Origin of the sequence: Bacillus cereus group sp. TH152-1LC (assembly GCF_027710505.1) — a bacterium.
GTDB classification, from domain to species: domain Bacteria; phylum Bacillota; class Bacilli; order Bacillales; family Bacillaceae_G; genus Bacillus_A; species Bacillus_A mobilis.
In genome coordinates this window covers 1-26,654 of record NZ_JAQFNK010000007.1, presented here as the reverse complement: position 1 = coordinate 26,654, position 26,654 = coordinate 1, and the positions used below count along the sequence as shown (strand labels likewise).

Here is a 26,654-nt window from a genome sequence, read left to right as displayed (position 1 = left end):
TATCAACACTTTAGCACATATTACTCTTAAGGAGTGATGTGTATATGGATTTTCTTTCAGCCGAATATTTGTCTGCCTTACTTGCCATCATTGTAATTGATTTAGTGTTAGCCGGTGATAATGCCATTGTAATTGGATTAGCAGCACGGCGATTACCGAAAGATCAGCAAAAGAAAGTGATTATATGGGGAACTATCGGGGCAATCGCGATTAGAGCCCTGGCTACTTTAGTTGTTGTTTGGTTATTAAAAATACCAGGGCTACTTCTAATTGGTGGTGTACTCCTTATATGGATTGCTTACAAATTAATTGCTGAAGGCAAAGACCATGATATTAAAGCCGAAGAAGGATTTTGGTCTGCTATTAAAACCATTATTATTGCTGATGCGTTAATGGGTATTGACAATGTACTTGCTGTTGCAGGAGCTGCCCATGGCAATTTTTCTTTAGTCATCATTGGACTATTAGTATCTATTCCAGTAGTAGTATGGGGCAGTACATTAATTTTAAAATGGGTGGACCGGTTCCCTGTCATCATTACAATTGGAGCAGCTGTTTTAGCTTATACTGCCGCGAAAATGATTGTAGATGAGAAATGGTTCGCTGGATTTTTCGAAAGTAACCCTTTCATAAAATGGGCATTTATCATAATTATCATTGCTGGTGTAGTATTCTTTGGAAAGATGAAACAAAAAAATAAGGATAACTCTATATAATGACAACGTTCTATTTACAAACAAAAGCGCTACTCTTATGAGTAGCGCTCTTTCATATTTATTTCGTTTCCCCGTCTTCAGTCGTCTTTACCTTCGTTTTATTTTTATCACGATGGTTATAGTTGTACTTCGAACGATCTACCGGTGTAAATCCTTCCGGTGTATAGAATCGTAATAAGTCACCGTTTACGACTTGGTCAGAGTATTTCAGTGATTTTTGAACCATTTGTTCATTTTCTTTTATTTCGTCTGTTAATTCTACAGAGTTACCAGTAGCTGTATCATAGTATTTTCCATTCAATGCAGTAACTGTTGGACTTACGAAGTTACCGTTACGGAATGGAACAACTTGTTTATGCTCTGGTGATAATAAATCTGATCCAAACTGGACATAATTTTTCGTATCTGTACCTAATAAGTGTAATAGTGTCGGAAGAACATCAATTTCTCCGCCGTATTGATGCTGTACGCCACCCTTCATTCCTGGAACACGAATGATTAATGGTACACGTTGCAGCTGTGCATTTTCGAATGAGTTCATTTCTTTACCCATTATTTGAGACATTGCTGCACCATGATTATCGGAAATGCCGTAATGATCACCGTACATAACGATAATTGAGTTATCGTATAAACCAGATTGTTTCAAGTAATCCAAGAATCCTTTTACAGACTCATCTAAATAACGTGCTGTTTGGAAATACGTATCTACTGATGAATCACCTGTTTTAGCTGGTTCAATCGTCGCTTCTTCTTTATCAATCGGATAAGGGAAATGGTTCGATAGCGTAATGAACTTCGTATAGAACGGTTGTTTCAATGTTTGTAATAATGGAATAGATTCGTTAAAGAACGGTTTATCTTTTAATCCATAGTTTACTACATCTTTTTCGTTCATATCGTAGTATGACGCATCAAAGAATTTATTAAAACCAAATGATTTATAAATCTCGTCACGGTTCCAGAACGTTTTATAGTTACCGTGGAACACTGCTGATGTGTATCCTTGTTGACCTAAAATAGCTGGTGCTGATTGAAACGTGTTATGAGCTTTATTTGTAAAAACAGATCCTTGTGGTAATCCAAACATTGAGTTTTCTAGCATGAACTCCGCATCAGATGTTTTACCTTGTCCTGTTTGATGGAAGAAGTTATCAAAGTATAACGTATTCGCATCTTTTGTAAATGAATTTAAGAACGGTGTAACTTCTTGCCCATTTAATTTATAATCGATTAAAAAGTTTTGGAATGACTCTAAATGAATATAAATTACGTTCATTCCTTTACCTTTACCAAAGTACTCAGGATTTGGACTTGCATATGTTGATGCAAGATAATTTCTAACCTCAGTCATATTATCTCCATCAGCTAACGCTCGTTCTGTTGATGCTTTCGCACTTTGAATGCCATCATAAATCGTATAGTTGTATGCCCCTAAATATTTCACAATATAATTACGGTCAAATGTTCTTGTTAATAATTCAGGACGATCGGATTCTGCAAGACCTAAGTTAATGCTGAATAATAAAATACCTGCTACAAATACTAGTGATAATTTATGCTTCGCAACACGGATAGGTTTTGGACTTGCAAATTTTGTTGCTACTAAAACAATTAAAATGATTGTATCTAAGAAATATAGTGGATCATATGCGTGTAGTAATGCAAAAATACTACCACCTAAATCTCCAAAGTTATTCGTTTGTGTTAATGTCGGGAACGTAATAAAGTCGCTGAAAAAGCGATAATATACTACGTTTGCGTATAAAAGTATAGACATTAACAAATTAATAACAATTAACCAAATGTAAGCACGTTTCCCCTTTGCAAATAATGCGAGCCCTAAAAATAGAACTGCTGAGCTTAACGGGTTGAAAAACAGTAAAAATTTTTGGATTGTGTTGGATATCCCTAAATTAAATTCTGTCACATATGCTGCATATGTTTTTAACCAGAATAAAACAATGGCAAACACAAAAAATCCAAAGTGATTGCTTAACACACTTTTGCTCTTTAATAAGAACTGTTTCATCTCTCCACCTCTTTTAATCATCCAAGGCTTATTTTGATATAAGTCTGTCTATCTATTCAATTTTTCATCTTCAAATAGATTTTATCTGTTTAACTATATGAAGAATATTAGTAATTATAATTTGAAGCTTTTATTTATTCAACTATTTCTTTTTAAATATTTTGACCTTGGTTTCTATTTAACAAAATACTTTTGTAACATTTTCTGTTTTCTCCCAAGTCTCATCCACTAATTATGACTCCACATACTATAAACCTTTATTCACTGCTTCGCAAATAAATATGTCTCCAGTTCTGGAACATTCATGTAATATAATGAAATTCACAATAGAAAACATTTGTTTTTATCCGGTGTATATTACACCCCTTTCATTTATTTCAAGTTTATTCATGATGCAGCCATTTCTATATTTGTAACATCAAAATATCTTTCAACCTCCAAAGTTATTTTTGTATAATTATTCATAGTTCATATAATCAATGATTATAAAAAAACCTCACTCTCATTACGAGAGCGAGGTTTTTCATCATTTATTATTGACCTTTGTACATTGCATCTACTTGTTTTTGAAGTTCTTCATTTTCTAAGAACTCATCGTAAGTAGCCTCTTTATCAATTACACCGTTTGGCGTTACTTCGATAATGCGGTTTGCAATTGTTTGTACGAACTGATGGTCATGAGATGTGAATAGCATTGTACCTTTAAATGCGATTAAACCATTGTTTAATGCAGTGATAGACTCGAGGTCTAAGTGGTTCGTTGGATCGTCAAGTGTGATTACGTTCGCACCACTTAACATCATTTTAGATAGCATACAACGAACTTTTTCGCCCCCAGATAATACAGAAACGTTCTTCTTAACTTCTTCACCTGAGAATAACATACGGCCTAAGAAACCACGTAAGAAGCTTTCTGACTCATCTTGTGGAGAGAATTGGCGTAACCAATCAACTAAGTTAGAGTCACTGTTCTCAAAGTATTTAGAGTTATCTCTTGGGAAGTAAGATTGAGATGTTGTAACGCCCCATTTGAATGAACCGCTATCTGGCTCCATTTCACCCATAAGGATTTTAAATAATGTTGTCATCGCAATATCGTTACGACCGATAAATGCAACTTTATCACCTTTATTTAAAGTGAAGTACACATTATCTAACACTTTTTCGCCATCAATTGTTTTAGAAAGACCTTCAACAGTTAATAAGTCATTTCCTATTTCTCGCTCAGGTGTAAAGCCAACGAATGGATAACGACGTGATGATGGTCTAATATCATCTAATGTAATTTTATCTAATAATTTTTTACGAGAAGTTGCTTGTTTCGCTTTAGATGCGTTTGAGCTAAAGCGTGCAATGAAGTTTTGTAACTCTTTTACTTTCTCTTCTTTTTTCTTATTAGCATCTTGTGTTAATTTTAAAGCTAATTGGCTTGACTCATACCAGAAGTCATAGTTACCAACATAAAGTTGAATTTTACCGAAATCAAGATCAGCCATGTGCGTACAAACTTTATTTAAGAAGTGACGGTCATGGGATACAACGATTACTGTATTTTCAAAGTTCATTAAGAAGTTTTCTAACCATTGAATCGCTTTTAAGTCCAAGTGGTTGGTAGGCTCATCTAGTAATAGAATGTCTGGTTTACCGAATAAAGCTTGAGCAAGTAATACTTTTACTTTCTCTGCTCCAGTTAATTCTGACAATTTCTTATCATGAACATCTTCACCAATACCTAAACCTTTAAGAAGGATTGCAGCTTCTGATTCTGCTTCCCAACCGTTAAGCTCAGCGAACTCACCTTCAAGTTCAGCAGCACGCATACCATCTTCATCACTAAAGTCTTCTTTCATGTAAATGGCATTTTTCTCTTGCATTACTTTATAAAGTTGCGTGTGACCCATAATTACTGTTTCTAATACTGGGAACTCTTCATATTCGAAGTGGTTCTGTTTTAATACTGCTAAACGCTCACCTGGCGTAATATGTATGTCACCTGTTGATGGTTCGATTTCTCCAGATAAAATCTTTAGAAATGTCGATTTACCAGCACCGTTTGCTCCGATTAAACCGTAGCAGTTACCTGGCGTGAATTTTATGTTAACATCTTCAAATAATTTGCGATCCGCAAAACGCAAACTAACGTTACTTACTGTAATCATTTGTGTCCTCCTACTAATACCGCTTATTTCAGCGTTTTCTCACCGATTGTCTTAAAAAATCGCATATTACAACTCAATTATTGTAGACTATAGCTATTATATAGTAGAAGATGGATGAATAGCAACGGTTGATTGCTATTCATCCCTTTTCTACCTTGAATAAAATGTATGTTTTTAATGAAACAATATTATATAGAAGCAAATTTTATAATGAATAGAGATATGATAAATGAGGAATTTGCAAAATATAAAGATGTGATGGACAAATTTATTAAATAAGAAAAATCCCCTTTTAAAAGGGGATTTTTTTACTTTCTTTTACTTAATTTTTTCGTATAATTCTTCATTTTATTCGTTAACCCTATTAAAGCAGGTAACAATATTGGCATTACAATGATAGCTAATAGTAACAGTGCAACACCAACAACGGATGCTACTTGTATAAGTGTCAATACACCTGAAGGGATTAATGCAGCAAATGTACCACCTAAAATAAGCGCAGCTGATAATACGACTCCTCCTATGTGACGAGATGCATTTACAATTTTCGTTGCAGGGTCCCCTTCTAACTCATTGTATCGCATCATTACGAAAATGCTATAATCCACACCTAAAGCGACTATCATTATAAAACTAAAGAATGGTACATTCCAGCTTAATGACTCTACGTTTAGTATGTGTGTACTAATTTGTTCACTTATACCAAGTGATGCAAAATAAGCTAATATTAAAGAGCCAATAATGAAGATTGTATTTAAAAATGACCGTGTAATAACGAGTAATACAACCGCAATTCCAATTAACATAATCGTAGCTGTACGTAAGAAATCTTGGCCTGTTACTTCTTTTAAATCAACGTTTCTTGCTGTTGTACCGCCGATCGCTTTTTTGGCTGATTTTAATTCTGTACCATTTAACGTACCGTCTATCGTTTTATTAATTTCTTCAATGATTGGCATCGCTTCTTTCGAATACGGATTTACGTCTAAAATGATTGTCATTTTTGCAGTCTTTCTATCATGTGACATGTACGTATTCAATGCTTTTTGGAAATCTTCTCCCTCTAAAACTTCTTTTGGAATATAAAATTTCTCAGAGCTTTTGGATTCATTCAATTCTCCTAAATATTTCTGAGCATCCCCTAGTCCGTTACTTACCTTTTCGAGCCCTTCTGTACTTTTAAATAATCCTGATTGTAATTGCCCCATCTGTTCTTGCAAGTCTTTCAGCCCGGTTAATAACTGGCCTTGCCCATCATTTATTTTTGTTAATCCGGTTTGTAACTCAGATGACTTGTTCGCAATTTGTTTAGAACCTGAAGCACCTTCATCTAATCCATTTTTAAGATCAGCTGCTCCTTTTCGTAATTTAGTAACTCCATTGTTCATTTCTTTTAAGCCGTTATCCACTTTCAATAACGATTGATTCGCTTCTTTAAATGAGCCCATCGCCGCTTTATGCTGCGTTGCTAATTGATTTAATTCATTTGAAAGCACACCTAATTGCTTTTGAGCCTCTTTAGCAATTCCTATCGTTTGCAGTATGTTCGGATCATTTGCTAATTCTGGTTTCGTTTGAATGAAATTGGTCATTAACATTTCAATTTGTTCATAACCTTTTTTCGCACCATCAATGGCTTGAGAAATACTTCCGAAGTATTGATCGTATGAACTTAATCCTTTTTCTAACTGCGCATAACCAGCATGAATTTGTGAAGTTGCATTAGATAAAACATTTATATTTTCATTTACTGAAGTTAATCCACTCTCAATTTTCTGCGCACCTTGTGCTCCGTCATTTATACCAGTTGATAGTTGATGTAAAGCTGTTCCTAATGCTGTTACACCGTTTTTCGCTTCGTTTGTTCCATCAATTAACTTTTGAACGTTTGCAAGACTATTTGAGTCTTTACTACCCATTTTATCTTTCGCAGTAGTTAATCCATCATTAATTTCCTTTATACCACCATTGGCATCTCCTAAACCTGTATTTAGTTCTCCCGCTTGTTTATTTATATATAGTTCTTTTATCCTTTCACCAGTTGGACGCGTCGGTGAATATACTTCTGAAACACCTTTCACTTTCAAAATCTTATCAGTTAGTTCATCTAAAGTTTGAAGAGAACTCGCATCATCTAACTTGTTATCCGATTGAATGACTAACGTACTTGGTGAAGAAAAACCAGGTGGAAAATGGGCTTCTATTACGTTAATCCCCATTTTCGACTCATATTTATTATCTACTTCAAATAAATCATTGTAATTTAGTGTATTAGAGTATTTCATTACGAAAGGAATCGATATCACAAATACAATGATTAAAGCTGCGAATGGTCTTACTACTGAGTTTTTCGCAAGAAATCCCCATAAACGACTATCCTCATGGCCTTTAAATGTTTTTACTGGATAAAACATTCCTTTTCCTAATAGCACCATGAAAAATGGATTTAACGTAGTTAATACGAGTAATAATACTGCGACACCAATTGCTACTGCTGAAGTAGATTGATATAATTTAAAACTCGCTAAAGCAAGAGATGCAAAACCAATTAGTACTGCTATTCCGCTATATAAAACGGTTTTCCCTGCCAATTTAAACGTTTCTTTCGTAGCTAAAAATGCATTTTCTTGTTTACTTAATTCTTCCTTAAACCTTGTATATAATAAAATGTTATAGTCTGTTCCAACCCCAAACAGGACAACAACTACAAACACTTGTGTGAAGTTAGAAAACGGAAAATTAAATTGATCTACTAGATGGGCAATAATCCCCATTGAAACTAAGTATGATACACCAACTGTAAGCAGAGAAACGATTGGAACAATTGGTGAACGAAATACAATGATTAATACAACTAAAATGAAAATGATAGAAATAATTTCTGTCTTTTTCACTCCCTCTTGAGAGGATGTAAGAAAATCACCCGCAATTAAATCACTTCCTGTTAAGTATGTTTTAACGCCCTTCGGTTTAATTTTATTATGAAGCCCATTTGCAATTTTTGATATTTCACCGTGTTTTTTATCCACAGAGATTTGCGTTAAAATGGTCGTATTGTCTTTAGATATCAATTGCTTTTCCAAGTCTTTATTATCTAAATGTGAAACAACTTCCTTAATTCCTAATTGCTCTTTTTCATTTTGCAGGGCGTTGATTGTTTTTATTATTTCATCTTTTTGCTCAGTTGTTAAAGCTGCTTTACTTCCACTATTAAAAACAGCTATAACATCATATTTTTCTGTCCCGTCTTTATCCATCTCTCTTATCATTTTGTCAGCGATACTACTTTGCTCTGTATTAGGAATCGTAATATGCCCTTTTTCTTTCACTAATTTATCCATATTAGGCATCGTTACGATCATTGTAATAGTAATAACTATCCATAATAGAAAAGATAAACTTCTCCAATTTTTCAGCTTACTCATATTAATCATCTCCCGTTTTGAAAGTTTCACGTTAGTTTAGGAATGAATATTCATTCCTATCATTTCGAAACTATTTTTCAGGAATGAACGTTCATTCCTATCGTTTTATTAATTTATTTTATAAACTCTATTAAACTACTCTTTCCGGAATGAATGTTCATTCCCTTAGTTACACAAATATCCTCTCCTACTTTCATTTTTTTAATCTATTTAGGAATGAATATTCATTCCTATCCTTATAAAGCTATAGAATCAAATGATTCTAATAGCATTCCAAGAGCTTTCTTCCAATTCTTTTACTAACTCTTTTGAGTATTCTAATTGCCCTGTTGCAATTACTTTCGTTAATTTTTCTAACGGTTGATATACAATAATAATTAAAGCAACTGGAGGCAATGGACGAAGAAAACCTTTTGCAATTCCATCTTCAATAATATTCATAAAGAAGCCTATAAAATCGTCAAATATTTTCTTACTCTGTTCGTCAAGAAAATAACTATCGCAGTGAGAATTTGTAAATAAAAAAGCATCCACATTGTTTCTCGCAAATTCAAATAAACGGTTATACGTATGACTAAACTGTTCACGAATATTTGCTTCAACAGGAAAATCCGTTTTTATCATTTCAGAAAGCTGTAACATACTTTTTGAAAATAATGAGTTAACAAGTGCCTCTTTATTTGCAAAATAGCGATAAATAGTACCCGCACCGACATTTGCTTTTTCAGCGATCATTGGAATTGTCGTACCATCGTAACCACGCTCTGCAAAAAGTTGCATCGCAGCATCAAAAATATCCTCTTGTTTGTTTTTAGCCATTTTTTCCACCTCTATTTTCAGGAATGAAAATTCATTCCGTTTTTAATTATAAATTACAGGGACTAAAAGTCAAGTGCGTGACTACGTATAGTTGCAATTTTAATCCCGTGTTTGTGAATAAATTTATATCAGCGGTTTTTAAAATATATCGACTTACCGAAAAAAACGACAATCAAAGAGAAAGGCGTCCCAAAATTTTGTTTGGGACAGCCCAATTCCCTATTTAAAACTTAAAAGAAATCATAAATAAAAGCTTTACGTACTGGAACTATATTCTCAAATGCTTGTATTTCCTCTTCGCTTCCGGTAATGAATTCTAGTTCATTAAGTTCTAACGGACGTTTGTATCCAAACATTATTGTAGATAATGCGTTTATATCCAGCTTGATTCCTTTTTCCATTGTTTCTTCTACAATTGTTATTTCATGATTTGCAAGCCTCACTGTAACGTTATTCCACGGTGCAAACGAATCTGTAATCTGTAAAATCACTTCTTGCTGTACATTGTTCCAGTTTAATTCATATTGTTTTAGGAACTGCTCCACATCTACAATTCTGCCCATAAAATACGGCTTTATTTCTGCCTTCACGCGTGGCTCTTGTAGTGTATATAATAGCGGTTCGTTTTCACTTATAGTCATTTCAAGTTCTTTAATCATAGAATCATGCTGACAAATAAAGTTCCACAGGCCATTTCGCGCCTCATTATGCAGTGGAACAAATTCTTCTACTGTCATTTTGCTGTTTTCAATTTTATATAGCATGTAGCCTGCTGCCGTTTTATTTTTATCGTAATAAATCGCTAATGTTAAATCATCATAAACAGCTTGTAACCACCATTTTTCATCGCGAACTAGCATACCGGAAAAACATTGTGCAAATGTTTCATAAAGTTTCTCGACCTCTTCAGGGTGATTTTCTTTATTGAATCGTTTCACAGTACCGTTTACTTGTTTTTTCATCACGAAATCGCTCTTTGTCATTTGACATACAAGGAGGTTCGCACAAAGTTCCCATCCATATTTACGGTAAAATGAAACGGCAAATGGATGTAGCATCGATACTGTATATCCCTCTTTTTTCATCGTTTGTAGTGAGTGTCGAAGCAATTCTTTTACATACCCGCTTCTTCTATACTCTGGATACGTCGCTACCCCTGCAACGCCACCCATTTTAAATTTTTCTTTGCCTATGTATATATGAAACGGAATGAGATGCAGTTTTGCTGCTAAATCTTCCCCTTCCATAATACCGTATATTTCATGACTTTCTTTCATCTTTGTAAGTTGTTGCTGCAATCGTTCCTCTTCAACTTTATATTGAAAAGCGTATTCTGATAAGCGTAATGCTTCTTTAAATTTATCTTCTTTTAATCGTATAACGTTCATATACTTCTCCTCCATTCCTTGTTTGAATTGTACCATAATTCTCAATATTACAGTGTGGTGAATGAAATTATATGAACTTCACGAAACGAATCCAATATAAGAAGCAGATACATCCTGTATCTGCTTCTTATTACTTTATTTAGCTAACGTTTGAAGTTCGTCGAAGAATGTAGGATATGATACGCCTACCGCTTCTGCATCTTCAATTGTTGTTTTTCCTTCTGCGATACATCCAGCGATCGCAAGCATCATTCCGATGCGGTGGTCACCGTAACTATTTACTGTATTACCTTTTAGAGCTGATTTCCCGTAAATAATCATCCCGTCGTCAGTTGCTTCTATGCGAGCTCCTAGCTTCGTTAATTCTGCAACGACTGTATCAATACGGTTCGTTTCTTTAACTTTTAATTCGTGTGCATCTTTAATAACTGTAATTCCTTCTGCTTGTGTTGCTGCTAAAGCAATTACAGGAATTTCATCAATTAATCTTGGGATAATATCTCCGCCAATTTCAGTTCCTTTTAATGAAGATGTTTCAATTGTAATGTTTGCAGCTGGTTCTGATGCTCCTTCGTTAATTGGCTCTACAGTAAACGTAGCACCCATTTTCTCTAATACATCAATAATACCAGTACGAGTTGGATTCATCCCTACATTTTGTAATACTAGTTTACTATTTGGAATGATTGCGCCCGCTACTAGGAAAAATGCTGCTGATGATACGTCACCTGGCACTTGGACGTCTGTTGCTGTTAGCTTTTGTCCACCTGCAAGTTTCACTGTTTTTCCTTCGCGCGTTACTTTAACTCCAAAGGCTTCAAGCATTCTTTCCGTATGATCGCGTGAAATATGTGGTTCTGTAACAGCTGTTACACCTTCTGCTCGAAGTCCTGCAAGTAAAATAGCTGACTTTACTTGTGCACTTGCTACAGGTGAAGTGTATTCAATTGCTTTTAAATCTCCGCCACGTATTGTTAACGGTGTGAACGTTCCTTCTTCACGACCATCAAGGTTTGCACCCATTTGTTTTAATGGGTTTGTAACACGTTTCATCGGTCTTTTTGCGATAGATGCATCACCTTGTACACAAGAGAAAAATGGTGTATTTGCCAAGATCCCTGACATTAAACGTATTGTTGTACCAGAATTACCAACATCTAATACAGCTTTCGGTTCTTGTAAACCTTCTAATCCTTTACCAACTACAGTGACTTCATCACCATTTTGCACGATGTCTACTCCCATTTCTTTAAAGCAAGAAATCGTACTTAAACAGTCTGCACCGGGCAAGAAACCTTTAATTGTTGTTTTTCCTTCTGCAATCGCACCGAACATGACAGCACGGTGTGAAATGGATTTATCTCCTGGAATTGTAATGTTGCCATTTAATCCGTTATTAACAGGTTGTATCGTTCTTTCCTTCACGTTTTCACCTTCTCATTTAAATTGTTTCATAAGTTTGGTATTTTTCTTCTCTAAGCGCTAGCTTTGCTTTCATACGATCTTCTTCTCTTTGGAAGCTAATACGTAACACCCCTAGCAATCCTTCACGCGCTTCTAATATTTGCAAGTTCGTAATACTAATTTCTTCGCGTGCTAAAATGCTCGTAATGTGAGCCAATGCTCCTACTTTATCTAAAACATCGACGTATAAGTCGTGATAGGCAGGAATTGCCCCTCTTTTTCGTACTGGTAAAGAGTCACGGTATTCTTTCGCGCCTGCAAAATAGTTTTGAATCTCGCCTGCATCTCCGGTAGAAACTGTATCATATAAATCTTCCATTTCAGAGATCCACTCTTTTAATAATACCATTAAATGCTCACGATTTTGCTTAACAATATCACTCCACATTTTTGGGCTACTAGATGCGATACGTGTAATGTCTTTAAAACCTCCAGCAGCTAGTTGATGAATAAGTGGATTATCTCCTGCATGTTTCTCCACTTGCTTTACTAACCCTGCTGCAATAAGATGCGGAAAATGACTTACAATTCCTGTTACATAATCATGTTCTTCCGTATTTAAAACGAGAAAATGAGATCCTGTCCCTTGTAACCAACGCTTTAGTTCTTCTACATGTTCATTTGGCACATGATTCATCGGTGTCAAAATGTAAAATGCATTTTCAAATAAATGTGCTTTTGCACTTTCAACGCCCGTTTTATGAGAACCTGCCATTGGATGTCCACCAATGAAAGAAACTTCCTTTGAAAATAAAGCTTCTGCTTCATTCATAATCGTCCCTTTTGTACTACCAACATCGGTTACAATAACATCTTCTCGTAATCGAAATGACGCTAATTTGTGTAATAACTTCTTCGTTTCTTCAACTGGAGAAGCAAAAACAATTAAATGCGCCTCTTCACACGCATGCTGTAAATCTACCGCTACTTCATCTACTACGTGTAATTCTTTTGCACGCTCTACTTGTTCTTGAAAAATATCATAACCTGTTATCGTTACATCGTGCTCTTTCTTAATTGCTAATGCAAGAGAGCCCCCTATTAAACCAGTTCCAATTAAAACTACCTTTTTACGCATTTGCCTCATCTCGAGACTTTCTTTTTTTATTTTCAAAGTGTTGTTGTAACACTGAAATCACTCCTTCATTTTGCTCCCTTGTTCCGACTGTAATACGGACACCATTTGGGAACGGACGAATAATAAATCCTGCGTGTGCACAAGCTTCATAAATCTCCCCAGCATTCTCAACTGGCAAGAAGATGAAATTTGTTTGCGATGGATAAAATGGAATTTCATTTTCCTTACAAAAGCTTTCGTATTGTTGTAATCCTTCTGTATTCACACGAACTATTTCTTCAATAAACTCGTCATCACCAAAAGCAATCGTCGCTGCTTTTTGCGCTAATGAAGATACGTTAAATGGCAAACGTACGACATTTAATTTCTCGATTAGCTCTTCATGTCCAATCGCATATCCAACGCGGAAAGAAGCTAATCCGTATGCTTTAGAAAACGTTCTAAGTACAAAAATATTTTTATGTTTTTCTAATAGCGGTAATGTCTCTGGGAAATCTTTTGCTGTTACGTATTCATAGTACGCTTCATCAATGACAATTAACGTATTTTCATTAATACCTTCAATAAATTGAGACAATTTTTGATCATTCACATATGTGCCTGTCGGGTTATTTGGATTACAAATCCATACGATTTTCGTATTATTATTTACCGCTGACGAAATTTCGTCTAAATCGTATACACCGTTATTTAAAGGAATTTCTTTCACTTCACAGCCTTCAATAATTGCATGATGACGGTACTGCGGGAATGTCGTACCAGCCGTCACGATGTTATCTCCTGCTTTCAGTACTGCACGACTTATGATTTGAATGACTTCATCTAATCCACTACCGCAAAGTACTTGTTCCATTTGTACATGTAACTTATTTGCAATTGTTTGACGGAGCGTTGTAGCACCTCCGTCAGGATATAAAGCATGTTCCAACCACGATTTTTGCAACTCATCTAAAACACGTGGTGAGCAGCCGAATGGGTTTTCATTCGATGCTAATTTCACAAATGAATGATCTCCGTACACTTCTTTCATTTGTTCAGGTGATTTACCTGGTTTATATGGTTGTAATGATGAGAGTTGATCTTTTACTTGCATGTTAAAACCACCTTTTATTAAAATTCTTTTGCGTATTTGTTATGTTGCGTAATGTTTTGCTGGATTAATTCTATACGATCTTTTCCGAATTGTTCGACTAGTGCATGTGCAAGTTCCCATGCTACAACAGACTCAGCTACTACTCCTGCTGCTGGTACTGCACAACTATCAGATCTTTCAATACTCGCTTGGAATGATTCTTTCGTATCAATATCAACACTTGCTAACGGTTTGTATAATGTAGGTATTGGCTTCATCACACCTCTTACGACAATTGGCATGCCTGTTGTCATACCACCTTCTAAACCGCCGGCATTATTCGTATTTCTCGTGTATCCTTGTTCTTCATCCCATAAAATTTCATCATGCACTTTACTTCCTGGCTGTCTTGCCGCTTCAAAACCAATGCCAATTTCAGCACCTTTAAATGCATTAATACTCATAATTGCACCAGCAAGTTTTGCATCTAATTTACGATCGTAATGAACGTAACTACCGACACCTATTGGCATGCCTTCTGCAATGACTTCAACAATGCCACCGATTGAATCTCCACTACTTTTAGCGTTATCTATCGCACCCATCATCTCTTGTTCTACTTCTTTATCCAAACATCGAACTGGTGAGTTTTCAGTAATTGTTTGAATCTCTTCAATTGATAACTTTGAAATATGTTTTGCTTTTACTCCACCAATTTCAAGTACATGCCCTGCAATTTCTACGCCTAATTCTTTTAAAATTTGTTTCGCAACTGCACCAGCAGCTACACGAACTGTCGTTTCTCTTGCAGATGAGCGCTCTAGCACATTTCTTATATCACGGTGACCGTATTTAATTGCTCCGTTTAAATCCGCATGTCCTGGACGTGGTTTTGTAATTGTACGTTTCATTTCTTTACTTTCTTTTTCCGAAATTGGCTCTGCACCCATTACTTTCGTCCAATGTTTGAAATCATCGTTTTTTACGATTAACGTTATCGGCGAGCCAAGTGTCATCCCATGACGAACACCACTTACAATTTCAACTGTATCAGTTTCAATTTGCATACGTCTTCCGCGTCCGTGCCCTTTTTGTCTTCTTAATAATTCTTTATTAATATGTTCCGCTGTTAATGTTAAACCTGCTGGTACACCTTCTAAAATAACTGTTAACTGCGGCCCATGTGATTCTCCAGCTGTAATGTATCTCATTTCTCTTGCCCCTTTACTATTTTTTTGTACAAAAAAGTCCCTACTGAGCGCTCAGTAGGGACGATGTTTATCGCGGTACCACCCTAGTTGTAGACAACTTTCGTCTACCTCTCTTCTTCTTTAACGATCATTTGACCGTCTTTCCCTCCAACAGTTGGCGGAAAAGATGCTCCAAGGCTGTAATTCATGCTTACCTTTGTACTGATTCTCACCGACCATCAGCTCTCTTTAACAGGGAGATAAGCACTACTGTTTCCTCTTCAGCGCATATATGATATGGGATTAAGATAATTTATTTTTGAATCCTTTTAACTCATCCATGAATCTATGGAATTCTGGAATATCCATTTGTTGTGCAGAATCTGATAATGCAACTGCTGGATCTGGATGTACTTCAGCCATAACTGCATCTGCACCAATTGCAAGTGCTGCTTTCGCTGTTGGTAATAATAAATCTCTGCGTCCAGTTGAATGCGTTACGTCAACGATAACTGGTAAATGTGTTTCTTTCTTTAAAATCGGTACTGCTGAAATGTCTAATGTGTTACGTGTCGCTCTTTCGTATGTGCGGATACCACGCTCACATAGAATAATTTGGTCGTTACCTTGTGCAATGATGTATTCAGCTGCGTTAATGAACTCATCAATTGTTGCTGCTAATCCACGTTTTAGTAATACTGGCTTGTTAACTTTACCTACAGCTCGTAATAAATCGAAGTTTTGCATGTTACGTGCTCCAACTTGAATGACATCAACGTAGTCTAGCGCCATTTCAACATCGTTCGGATTTAAAATTTCACTAATGATCGCTAAGTCGAACTCATCTGCTACTTGGCGTAAAATTTGTAATCCTTCTACTCCTAAACCTTGGAAATCGTATGGAGATGTTCTCGGTTTGAAAGCACCACCGCGCATTAATTTTAGGCCTTGGTCTTTCATCGCTTGCCCTACTTGACGAACTTGTTCTAAGCTTTCTACCGCACAAGGTCCCATAATGAATGTTTGTGTTCCGTTTCCAATCAATTCACCTTTTACATTAACGATTGTGTTTTCTTGTTTCTTTTTACGTGATACTAGTAATGCTTTACGGTTATCATCTTCCTGTAATTCTAAGCTAGCTTTGAAGATTGTTTTGAAAATGTGTTGAACTGTTGACGTTTCGAACGGTCCTTCGTTATGCTCTGCAATCATATCAAGCACTTCACGCTCACGTACTGGATCAAAACGTTTCGTACCTTGTACTTGCTTTTGCTCCCCAATTTTTTGAACGATTTCACCACGTTTGTTTAAAAGGTGTAATAGTTGTAAGTTAATTTCATCTACCTGTTTACGTAATTGATCTAATTCATGATTTGCCATTTGGAAATCCTCCTCTAATGTTTTAAAAGTATAGTAAGAGAATGAAAAATTCTCTATTTTCTGAACTGATAAATTATACAAATTTTAAGTGGAATCGATACCTCTTCTTATTTTAAACGAATACTTACTATAAGGACACTATCTACTAGATAAAAACCCACTTTTTTGTACAAAAAATCCCTACTGATTCAATCAGTAGGGACGATATTTATCGCGGTACCACCCTAGTTGTAGACTTCTTTCGTCTACCTCTCTTCATTGTTAACGATCATCTGACCGTCTTTCCCTTCATAAAGACAATATTATCTTTACTACGAAAAAGATGCTCTAGGACTGTAATTCGCTCTTGTTTTTGTACTGGTTCACACCAACCACCAGCTCTCTGTTACAGGGAAACAACAACTACTGCTTTTCCTTTCAACGCATGTATATTTAATTTTCAAGTTGGGCCACTAAAATACAAAAAGTCCCTACTGAATAAATCAGTAGGGACGATATTTATCGCGGTACCACCCTAGTTGTAGACTAAATTTCCGTCTACCTCTCTTCACTGTTAACGATCAATTGACCGCTTTTTCTTCATAAAGACAAAACTATCTTTACTACGAAAAAGATGCTCCAAGACTGTAATTCATGATTATCCCTGTACTGGTTCACACCAACCACCAGCTCTCTGTTACAGTAAGACTAACCACTACTGTGATCTCTTCATTGCACTTTGTTTATTCAAATGTTTTTTGAAATTGAATAAGTATGATTCGTATTATAGAACGCTTTTCAAAACACTGTCAACAACTTTTTATATATTTTTTAAAATTCCACTTTCGTCCTACATTTCTTCTTGTAAATTCTCCATAACAATTCCGATGCGAATTATCTCATTATCTATTGCATTTAATACATACTTTTCTACTCCGTACCGGATTAATACTTCTTTTATTCGAATGATTTCCGTTTCAAGTAAATCGGCTTCCTGAAGCGTTTGCAGTAAAGTAAAAAATACATTTGCATACAAATCTTTGGACATTTTTATACGCTCTGTCTTTTCAAGTATTTCGTTCAATAACTGTTTTATCTCCGTTTGATTCCCTTTTCCACCCATGTCCGAAAATGATTTACATATTATCGATAATCCTCTTTCTACTATTTCATCCATAAATAAAATAATGCGTAAAAGCATTACATATTCTCTAGCTGTGATTTCACCCATTTTCGGTCGCTCTCGCAAAAATATACTGAGCCAAGCTGTCCAAAATTTTTGTTGTTCTTTTACACTTAACGTTTTGACGTAATAGCATAAAAACTGCATAAATTTAATTTTATTTTCTTCATTTTCTTGTATAAGCAACGGGTATAACCAATCTGTTTTTTGCTCCCAATACAGTACACATTTAATAAATACAAAACTAAGCCATTTCAAGAAAGCTTCCCTCGTATGCGGATGCAATACTTCCAAATGTTCTACCGCATACTTAATAAATCGCTTCATTTCTGTAAATAAAGGCAAATTGATTTGCGTGTAACATAAGCCTGCCCATGCATATTTCGTAATCTCATTTTCCTTCTTTAAATCTAAGTACGGTAACAAATATTTTCGGCACCATTGCTTCTCAATATGATAAAGAAATGTTATATCTGCTACTAACCGAGCTAACATATAATTTGTCCGCTCTGAACTAACTCTTACTTGTTCTTCAAATAAAAATAAATATTCATACACGTTTCGATCGTATAAATGATCATATGATAACAGTTTTAATAATACAGCTGTCATTTTCCCAACAGGATGCTGGATTGATTCATTGTAAAAATCTTGTTTTCCAAGCTTAAAATCTGTATCACTTTTCATTACTTGAGGGAATACCGAAAAAGCAAACCGTTTCACATTGCGTATGCTATTTTCCTCTAGCTCCTCTAATCGATTACTAATTTCATATAGAAAACTACTTATTAACCAATGAAAAGCAGTATTTCTAACAAATTTCTGCAATAGCGGAATAACTTTTTGGATTTGTTCATTTGTCAGTCCTCGGTTATTTCGCCACTCTCTAATACAAACAAACCATACTTCATTACTTATTTCATGCATACTAACTAATTGATAAGCAAATGAAATACTCCATTCTATATTCAATTTACATGCTTTCGATACCATCTCTAAAAAATGACGTTGTTCAAAAACTCCGTCTTGAGAAAATTGCTGAACTTGTTTCATAATTTCATCGTCTTTCAGCTGTAATAATCCATCAGCAGTTACATTACAAGTAATACTTTGTTCTGTGATTTCTTTCTTTTGTACACTGTATCGCTCAGAATGAAAGTGAGGATGTTTTTGCTTCATTACCTCATAACCTTTTGCTGTAGATGGACTATTTGAATCACAAGTAAACAATAAATCTAATACGAAACAAACATCAAATGCTCTCTCCTCTGCAAGGTCTTTCAGTACAATTTGAATGACTTCTTCCTTTGTTTTTTCTAGAGAAGATGCGAAATGATTTTTTATAAACTGAAAAACTTCGTGTTTATACGTGACATCTAAAAGAAGTCCTTCCTGTAACAACCATTTTATTTTGTCATCAGCGCTAACAAATATATTTTTATTCATTGCATCAATTGCAATTCGAGTCTGAAGCACGCTGTTTGCTTCTATCATTTCTGTAATATAATAATTTGCTTTTTTCTCATTGTTTTCACATAAATAAGCTAAACACTCTTTTACAATTTGAATTAAAAAGGCAAGATCATTTTGCTGAAACTCTTTTTCAACATTTTCCTTATCCTTTTTTTTCAAAGCCGTTTGTCGTAGTGATAACAGTCGCATCTTTTCTATTCCCATCATCATAATTGGTACGGCATAATAGGAAATATACGGTTTCATCTTCTCATTCCACATTTGCTCCACATATGAAAATGTAGACAATGGTAAACGACTCGATTCCTCAAGTTCTATCGATTCTTGTGTATCATTTCCCCATTTTCTTTCCCGCTTCAACTTAAGCTTTCCATCCAAAATAAACGTTAATAACAATAAAGCAATCTCTTTATGCTCAGGAAAAGAACATTTTTGCAGTAAGTAAGAAATTTTTTCAATTGATTTACTATCTTTTTCAGCTGTTTCTAATAAAAGAAGTGTCCATCTTGCAAACAACAACGGGTCCATCTCAATTTTCGTCTCGTTTAAGTAGCTACAAATTGTTTTCCATAATAACGGAGATAGTTTAGAATGATTTTTAAAAATTAATTGAAATAATTCTTTTTGATGACTAAACAGAAATTGTTCCACTAACCATTCTGCAAGTAGTTCATCTACCTCATTATCATTTGATGTAACTAAAAATAAATTTTGTAATTTCCCTTCTGCTTCAAGCCATTCCACCCATTCATAATCATGAGCAAATTCAACAAAGTAGCGGACTGTTTCAATTTTTTTTATGGATTGCTTTATGTATGATAATTGTTCCTGCTCTACTGATGGTGGAACTGTTACTATGTCACGAATCCGCATTCGTTTTGTAATATAATTATCTCCCATTAATTCCGCCCATCGCTTCACTGCTTTAACGAGCGATTGATGATTATTGCCTTTATTCGGATATACAATCGGCCGTATTCCTAAATGCTCCCAGTGGTACGTATTTTCCCCTTGTGCAACAAATGCATAACGCCTTGTACTTGGCGGTAAACCCGTCGCTAAATATTTCATTACTGGGTCATTATGGCTATATCCAACGAATAAAACGGTATAATTCGAGAATAAATCAACTAAAAATCTTCTTGCCCATCCTTCCGTCAAGTAAGCCCTTCCAAAATCACCATCTGTTAATATTAATGCTTCTTTCTCTTGTTCTATATTGCCATGTATGTAAGCGAGTCCTTTAAACGCTCGACCTGTAGGTAACGCAGGTGCGTAATATACGTTTAATTCTCTATTCATTTCTTTCATCGCAGTTGTAAAATGCCGATCAAAATTTGTCGTTACAATGCGGACTTCTGTATCTAAAGGAAACAGCCTCGGAATCGCATAATGAAGCGGATTCGGCTTTGATTTTTCAGTATGAACTAAATCTCTTGCAACTTGATGTACGTCTTTTGTTTTCGCAATTTTACCAAGATAATAATCATGTGGTTCTGTTATTTCACGTGTTTCCACATATAACGTTTTCGCAATTTCATCAACTAGATCATCAAAATTCGGTAAGTTTGATTTCCCTTTCATAGAAACTCCCGCTCCAACAAATAGTACTAACTTTCCTTGTTCAAGATGATCAATTAACTCATCTGGAATTTCTACTTCTGAAGTAATCCACACCATGGATTCCCCCTTACCTAAAAATGTCATATACTCTCATTTTACTATAACATTTTTTCTTTGTTTTTTTAATATTTAGACAAAAACGAACGTGAAAAAGTTTTATGTAAATATATTTGTTACAATGTATGAACTCCTAAATTTATTGTAAAACTATGTATAAATCGGAGGTGTAAATATTGAATGGTTTTACTGTAGTTCTTATTAAGTTTATATCGTGCATTATCGCATTTAGTATTGGACTCGCTTTATTTTTCCCTGCAACATTCGTCCAAATTATTTCATTTAGTCTCTTTGTTACAATCGTATCCTATATGTTCGTCGATAAAATCATATTAAACCGAATTGGCAATACTGGCGCCATTATGTCGGATTTTTTACTAACGTATTTAAGCGTATGGATTTTCGGTAATATTTTATTAGACAATTACATGCAAATTGCATGGGGCAGTTTCCTTTCCGCTACTGTCTTTACATTATCTGAAGTAATTGTTCATCGCTTTTCTAACTCACAGACAAGGCACAACAATGATAACATTCATATTAATCGCCGCTTTGCATATGGTACGGAATTTGCTGAAGAGCAGAATATATTGGATAAAGATAAGAAGAAGTAACTTTTTGATGCAGGAGCGCCCTTTTAATTATGTGGTGCTCCTTTTTCATGTATTCAATATGGTACGTAAAATTATATGAACAATGTTTCAAATATACCTTATAATAAAAAAACTGCCTCTTATTTAAAGGCAGTCGCTTTCAAATCTTTTAACGCAATAACATTAGCAAACGCTCCAAACACTACATTATGATGCTGTACAATGTCTTCCGCACGTAACACTTCTGTATGAAACGTACTATGTGCATCACTCACTAACGTTACTTTATAGCCTTCACTAAACGCTCTTCTCGTTGTCGTATCCACACAGTACTCTGTTTGCATACCTGAAATCATAACGTGTTCAATCCCTTTTTCTTTTAACACTTCGTTTAAGTTTGTCTTATGGAATGAATCTGGCGTCGTCTTTTCAACAATACAATCCCCTTTTTGCGGAGTAATCGCCTCATGCACTTTCCAGCCCTCTGTACCTTTTTCTAACGGATGATCTTTTGGTCCGTTATGTTGTACATAAATAACTGGAATATCATTAGACCGACATTCCGCAATAAGTTCTTGCAATATTTCTAAAAACTTCACTCCATTATGTACGGGCATTCCAGCTGTATACATACCTGCTTGCACATCAATTACTATTAAAGCTTTTTTCATTTCGCGCAGCTCCCTTTTTTGTATATGTCTCTATATATTCATCCTAATACAAAACTTCAATTACATTAGACTAATTCAAGACTGATCCGATAAAATCTTTTATATCAAGCCCAGGCATTTCATATACTTCTTCATCGTTAGCAGTTCCTGTCGCATCTTCAATGAGCGTAACTTTATAGCCTTTTTCAAAAGTAGCGATACTTGTAAATAAACAGCAAAATTCCGTATTAAATCCAACGATTACAACATGATCAACTTTATGTTTTGTTAATATCTCTTCAACACTTGTTCCTTTAAAAGCACTAGGGGTTGTCTTCTCAACTACATAATCCGCAAACTCGGCATATTCTTCTACTAATTCGCTGCCGGCTGATTCAAAATACAACGTACTTTCTGGATTATTATCTCGGTGTTTTAAGAAAATAATAGATTCATTTTCTGCTTTAAATCGTTTTAAAAGATTTGTGATTAACTCTTTTTCAACAAAAAAATCTTTACACTCTAAAATCGCCTTTTGCATATCTAATACAAGTAGCGCCTTCATTTATATCATCTACCCCCAATAGTTTTATACTCCATCATCCAACAATCTTCTAATTCCCCCTCATGCAGCTCATGTTCCTTTAAAATCTTCACCTTTTTAAATCCGCATTTTTCATAACAGTTTATGGCGCGTTCATTATTTACTTTCGGGTCCATTGCGATTGCTTCTGCTCCCGTGTTCTCCATAATATATGTAATTGCTGCCTGAACGAGTTTCGTTCCAATTCCTTTTTCCCAATAAGTCGGCTCACCGATAAATTGATCCATTCCCCATATATTTTGAGATTCTTCATAGCCATATAACGCTTTCCACTCAGAATCAACTGAATACATTTGAATATAACCAATCGGCATATTATCAAACTCTATTACACACACCTTTTTTCATGACTATTGGGATTATGTATGAAATGATCCAGTACCATTTCTACAGATTGCGGATTATCTCGCCCTTCGTAATACTGCAAGACTTCTGGGTCTGTTAACCATTTTGAAATGACCTGTGCATCCTCTTCTTTTACGTACCGTACCGATACATAATCTTTTTGAAATAGCATATAATACCTCTTCTTAATTATTTATATTTTTCCTTGTTGTGAAATCTTTCATTGCACCAATTAATGCGTATGGTAACAATGTAATCGCAAAAAATGCTGTAAACACATTAAAATGAGGAATTTCATATGGAGTGAACCATTCCGTGAAAAATTCAGAATGTAAAATTCTATTTAAAAACTCTCCACTTGGCTTAAAATTTGGTGCCCATCCTGTAATCTCACAAATAATAAATAGTAATTGAACAATTATAAATGCCCCTAGATAGCGAAACCATGTCCGTTTCCAAATCGGCTGCGCCTTATTTAATTCATGTTCCATCTAACTCCCACCTTTTTATTTCAATCCTATTAATTATACACTTTCCGCACTTTATTTGTTAAAATTTTCTATATACTCATTCGCGCTGGGGGAATACATTATGTCTAATCCTATACTTAAATCAACTTTAATCATTCTTAGAGGCAACTCCGCAAGTGGTAAAACAACAATCGCAAAGCAACTACAAGAACATTTCGGACAAGGTACACTTTTAGTATCACAGGATGTTGTACGTAGAGATATGCTTAGAGTACACGATTCGATGGGGAATTTATCACATAATTTACTATTTGAAATTACAAAGTACGGAAAAGGAAAATGTGAATTTGTTATTTTAGAAGGCATTTTAAACAGTCGTAGATACGGTGATATGCTGAAAGAATTAATACATTTTTTGGAAGGAAACGTCTATACATATTACTTTGATTTATCGTTAAAAGAAACGATTCGACGACATAACACAAGGGACAAACGACATGAATTTGGTGAGGATTCCCTAGAAAAATGGTATAATCCGCACGATACAATTGAAGTTACCAGAGAAGCTATTTTTACAGATAACTTCACGCAAAAAGATATATTTGATGCGATTCTTACTGATGTTGCGATACAAAAATAAGACCGACAGAATATGTCAGTCTTATTTTCGTTATGTACCTTGTATTTCAGTTTTTATAATTGAACAATCTTTACATATATAAAAATATAAATTCATTTCCCCAAACTGGAAATCAACTACCGAAATAAGTCCGCGTTCTTCGATATCTTGTGTAATTGTAGCAACATACTTCATCTCTTTAAAACAAGTTGGACACGCTAAATTCTCTGGAAGATCATCATATAATGGTGCCCCTAATAATCTACATACATATTCAGAACCGAACCAGTCAAAAGCTTCCCAGTAACTATCTTCATCTATAGGTATATCATCATTTTTCATATTTATAAGCTTTACCGCTGTTTTGGGTAATGAAACGGGTAACTTATATTCCTCTTCCATTATCCATTCTTCTGTATTGTACTGCTGTATGATTTGAACCGTTTTACCTCCATCACTTAACTGAAAATATTGCGGTTCCCACACCATCGAGCAATTCAAGCATGAAACTAAAGGTAAAATGTCTAGCTCACTACTTTTAAGTCCAGCAATCCTCTCATCTTTTAAATCAAAACAGAGAATTTGATGCATCTTCTCACTGCATAACTTACATACTGGCAAATTGCAATCTTCACCACCAAAGTAATGATTATAAGAATCTGTCCCTTCTACTACCCTATACCCTTTCATGTCATTGTACTGTTCCCCATATAATCCCATTGTCATATTCTATCCTCGCTTTTTATAAGAGTGATTCACAAAATGATAATAATTAATACTAAAAAGCATCGTCTCCGTGAATAGTTTCTAAAATAAATTCTTTTAAACTGGGAGATATTTCTTCCATTTCATCATCCGCATGATACCAAATATATATTTCATCATCCATTTTTCCATTATTTTTTTTAAAGCACAATTTATCCCCTGAACCATCGTCACCAATTATAATAAGGTTTTCTGTCATATACTCATCTCTCATGTCAACATTTTGTCTAACTATATCATCCCAAGTTTTCGTTGCATTTCTACTATCTTTAATCGGATATAGTATCCATTCCCCTACTTCAGCGTTATTAACTAATTTAATAAGGTCTCTATATTGCATTGGGAAAGCAGCACCTAACTTTTCTTCAGTTTCTTTTATATGTAACTCCAATACACCTTGTTTCTTTGTTTCAATATATTCCCTTACTTCTTTCATGAAATACACCAATCCTTTAAACTTAATTACACTATTATGAGTGAAAGTGTTTAGTAAATGATTTGATCCAATTTATATATTTCATTATACGTTAACCCTTCGTTGTCAACATACTATTCTTCTACACTTCTCAATAAACTTGCTTCCTCACCTCATTCTTAATAGTTTTAATTTGTAAACATAATTCACGTTTTATGTTTTATTACAGATTTAGTGATAAGCCCTTAAAAAAACTATTTTACTTCTACTAAAAAAATAAAAGTCAGCCTCAATAAAGAGAACTGACTTCTATCTAGATAACTATATTTATTAAAGAATTTTAACTTTAACTGTTTGTCTTCCCCAATTCATAGCTTTACTTTTTGAGCCCATTAAAACATCAATGCGATTTCCTTTAATAGCACTTCCCGTATCACCAGCGATAGCTTCTCCATAACCTTCTACCCATACTTTAGATCCTAATGGGATTACTTTCGGATCTACTGCGATAATTCTCATATTCGGATTAGCCGTTAAATCATGCCCCATCGCAGTTAAAACGCGTCCACCATAAGTACCATTTTCACTTGGATCAGCAGTATATGCTGTCGCTACTACCGTTAATTCACGTTTAGCAGACTGTATGTTATTTTTAGACTCTTCTTTTACTTTTGCTTCTTCTTTAGCTTTGGCTATTTCTCTTGCTTTCTCTTCTTCCTTAGCCTTTGCTATTTCTCTTGCTTTCTCTTCTTCCTTAGCTTTGGCTATTTCTCTTGCTTTCTCTTCTTCCTTAGCTTTGGCTATTTCTCTTGCTTTGGCCTCTTCCTTAGCCTTCGTTATCTCTCTTACTTTTTCTTCTTCTTTAGCCTTTGCTATCTCTCTTGCTTTCTCTTCTTCTTTAGCCTTTGCTATCTCTCTTGCTTTCTCTTCTTCTTTAGCCTTTACTACTTCTTGGACTTTCGTTTCTTCCTTAGGCTTTACTACCTCTTGGACTTTCGTTTCTTCCTTAGGCTTTACTACCTCTTGGACTTTCGTTTCTTCCTTAGGCTTTGCTACTTCTTGGACTTTTACTTCTTCTTTAGGCTTTGCTACTTCTTGGACTTTTACTTCTTCTTTAGGCTTTGCTACTTCTTGGACTTTTACTTCTTCTTTAGG

At 34.9% G+C, this 26,654-nt stretch carries 19 protein-coding genes, 2 pseudogenes and 3 other annotated features; of the genes and pseudogenes, 3 read left to right on the top strand and 18 right to left on the bottom strand.

The genetic code is table 11. From position 1 onward, the window contains the following. The first annotated feature begins 44 nt into the window (after nucleotides 1–44). Complete coding sequence (locus tag PDL00_RS17250; protein ID WP_242255771.1) at nucleotides 45–716, top strand: TerC family protein; 672 nt, start codon at nucleotides 45–47, stop codon at nucleotides 714–716. A 58-nt stretch (nucleotides 717–774) separates the two neighbouring features. On the opposite strand, the gene PDL00_RS17245 is transcribed toward PDL00_RS17250, so the two are convergent. The 11 genes from PDL00_RS17245 to PDL00_RS17195 form a co-directional block, all read right to left on the bottom strand. Then, nucleotides 775–2,748, bottom strand: a complete 1,974-nt coding sequence (locus PDL00_RS17245) for an LTA synthase family protein (RefSeq protein WP_242255773.1) — start codon at nucleotides 2,746–2,748, stop codon at nucleotides 775–777. A gap of 533 nt (nucleotides 2,749–3,281) precedes the next feature. Beyond that, nucleotides 3,282–4,907, bottom strand: a complete 1,626-nt coding sequence (locus PDL00_RS17240) for an ABC-F family ATP-binding cassette domain-containing protein (RefSeq protein WP_242255775.1) — start codon at nucleotides 4,905–4,907, stop codon at nucleotides 3,282–3,284. Nucleotides 4,908–5,215: 308 nt separating this feature from the next. Continuing rightward, a complete protein-coding gene (locus PDL00_RS17235) occupies nucleotides 5,216–8,332 on the bottom strand; it encodes an MMPL family transporter (protein ID WP_242255776.1) in 3,117 nt (1,038 codons plus the stop codon). A 252-nt stretch (nucleotides 8,333–8,584) separates the two neighbouring features. Further along, the gene (locus PDL00_RS17230) at nucleotides 8,585–9,151 is read right to left on the bottom strand and encodes a TetR/AcrR family transcriptional regulator (RefSeq protein ID WP_001107306.1); all 567 of its coding nucleotides are present in this window, start codon (nucleotides 9,149–9,151) and stop codon (nucleotides 8,585–8,587) included. Between the two features lie 230 nt (nucleotides 9,152–9,381). Next, nucleotides 9,382–10,539 carry a GNAT family N-acetyltransferase gene (locus PDL00_RS17225; RefSeq protein WP_270730386.1) on the bottom strand — a complete coding sequence of 386 codons (1,158 nt, stop codon included), beginning with the start codon at nucleotides 10,537–10,539 and terminating at the stop codon, nucleotides 9,382–9,384. Between the two features lie 135 nt (nucleotides 10,540–10,674). After that, the gene (gene aroA, locus PDL00_RS17220) at nucleotides 10,675–11,964 is read right to left on the bottom strand and encodes a 3-phosphoshikimate 1-carboxyvinyltransferase (protein WP_270730384.1); all 1,290 of its coding nucleotides are present in this window, start codon (nucleotides 11,962–11,964) and stop codon (nucleotides 10,675–10,677) included. A gap of 16 nt (nucleotides 11,965–11,980) precedes the next feature. After that, on the bottom strand, nucleotides 11,981–13,081 hold the full coding sequence (gene tyrA, locus PDL00_RS17215; RefSeq protein ID WP_270730382.1) for a prephenate dehydrogenase: 1,101 nt from the start codon (nucleotides 13,079–13,081) through the stop codon (nucleotides 11,981–11,983). Then, nucleotides 13,074–14,174 carry a histidinol-phosphate transaminase gene (gene hisC / locus PDL00_RS17210; protein ID WP_270730380.1) on the bottom strand — a complete coding sequence of 367 codons (1,101 nt, stop codon included), beginning with the start codon at nucleotides 14,172–14,174 and terminating at the stop codon, nucleotides 13,074–13,076. Before hisC ends, tyrA begins: the two co-directional genes overlap by 8 nt. Before the next feature lie 17 nt (nucleotides 14,175–14,191). Further along, entirely contained in the window at nucleotides 14,192–15,364 is a 1,173-nt protein-coding gene (gene aroC, locus PDL00_RS17205) for a chorismate synthase (RefSeq protein WP_270730378.1), read from the bottom strand. A 53-nt stretch (nucleotides 15,365–15,417) separates the two neighbouring features. Beyond that, nucleotides 15,418–15,637 (bottom strand) — a binding site (T-box leader). 9 nt (nucleotides 15,638–15,646) lie between these two features. Then, nucleotides 15,647–16,723, bottom strand: coding sequence for a bifunctional 3-deoxy-7-phosphoheptulonate synthase/chorismate mutase (locus tag PDL00_RS17200; protein ID WP_001273578.1), 1,077 nt, complete (start codon nucleotides 16,721–16,723; stop codon nucleotides 15,647–15,649). 194 nt (nucleotides 16,724–16,917) lie between these two features. Next, nucleotides 16,918–17,153: a binding site (T-box leader), on the bottom strand. A gap of 54 nt (nucleotides 17,154–17,207) precedes the next feature. Further along, nucleotides 17,208–17,444, bottom strand: a binding site (T-box leader). A gap of 108 nt (nucleotides 17,445–17,552) precedes the next feature. Beyond that, nucleotides 17,553–21,065, bottom strand: a complete 3,513-nt coding sequence (locus tag PDL00_RS17195; RefSeq protein ID WP_270730375.1) for a DUF4020 domain-containing protein — start codon at nucleotides 21,063–21,065, stop codon at nucleotides 17,553–17,555. 149 nt (nucleotides 21,066–21,214) lie between these two features. Between PDL00_RS17195 and PDL00_RS17190 the strand changes: the two genes are divergently transcribed. Next, the gene (locus tag PDL00_RS17190) at nucleotides 21,215–21,652 is read left to right on the top strand and encodes a YndM family protein (protein WP_242257314.1); all 438 of its coding nucleotides are present in this window, start codon (nucleotides 21,215–21,217) and stop codon (nucleotides 21,650–21,652) included. 119 nt (nucleotides 21,653–21,771) lie between these two features. Here the strand turns inward: PDL00_RS17190 and PDL00_RS17185 are convergent, their stop codons facing one another. The 4 genes and pseudogenes from PDL00_RS17185 to PDL00_RS17170 form a co-directional block, all read right to left on the bottom strand. Continuing rightward, nucleotides 21,772–22,302, bottom strand: coding sequence for a cysteine hydrolase family protein (locus PDL00_RS17185; protein ID WP_270730373.1), 531 nt, complete (start codon nucleotides 22,300–22,302; stop codon nucleotides 21,772–21,774). 43 nt (nucleotides 22,303–22,345) lie between these two features. Further along, nucleotides 22,346–22,846, bottom strand: a pseudogene (locus tag PDL00_RS17180) (isochorismatase family protein). Nucleotides 22,847–22,851: 5 nt separating this feature from the next. Beyond that, nucleotides 22,852–23,402 (bottom strand): annotated as a pseudogene (locus PDL00_RS17175) (GNAT family N-acetyltransferase). A gap of 13 nt (nucleotides 23,403–23,415) precedes the next feature. After that, complete coding sequence (locus PDL00_RS17170) at nucleotides 23,416–23,721, bottom strand: YfzA family protein (RefSeq protein WP_063260555.1); 306 nt, start codon at nucleotides 23,719–23,721, stop codon at nucleotides 23,416–23,418. Nucleotides 23,722–23,821: 100 nt separating this feature from the next. Between PDL00_RS17170 and PDL00_RS17165 the strand changes: the two genes are divergently transcribed. Next, nucleotides 23,822–24,340, top strand: a complete 519-nt coding sequence (locus tag PDL00_RS17165; RefSeq protein ID WP_270730370.1) for a kinase — start codon at nucleotides 23,822–23,824, stop codon at nucleotides 24,338–24,340. A 30-nt stretch (nucleotides 24,341–24,370) separates the two neighbouring features. Here PDL00_RS17165 and PDL00_RS17160 read toward each other — a convergent pair whose 3' ends face one another. From PDL00_RS17160 to PDL00_RS17150, 3 genes are all read right to left on the bottom strand, one after another. Then, nucleotides 24,371–25,045, bottom strand: coding sequence for a hypothetical protein (locus tag PDL00_RS17160; protein ID WP_242257318.1), 675 nt, complete (start codon nucleotides 25,043–25,045; stop codon nucleotides 24,371–24,373). A 52-nt stretch (nucleotides 25,046–25,097) separates the two neighbouring features. Continuing rightward, the gene (locus tag PDL00_RS17155; protein ID WP_242257319.1) at nucleotides 25,098–25,520 is read right to left on the bottom strand and encodes an SMI1/KNR4 family protein; all 423 of its coding nucleotides are present in this window, start codon (nucleotides 25,518–25,520) and stop codon (nucleotides 25,098–25,100) included. A gap of 309 nt (nucleotides 25,521–25,829) precedes the next feature. Then, the coding region (locus tag PDL00_RS17150; protein ID WP_270730369.1) for a 3D domain-containing protein at nucleotides 25,830–26,654 on the bottom strand (825 nt) is incomplete at its 5' end.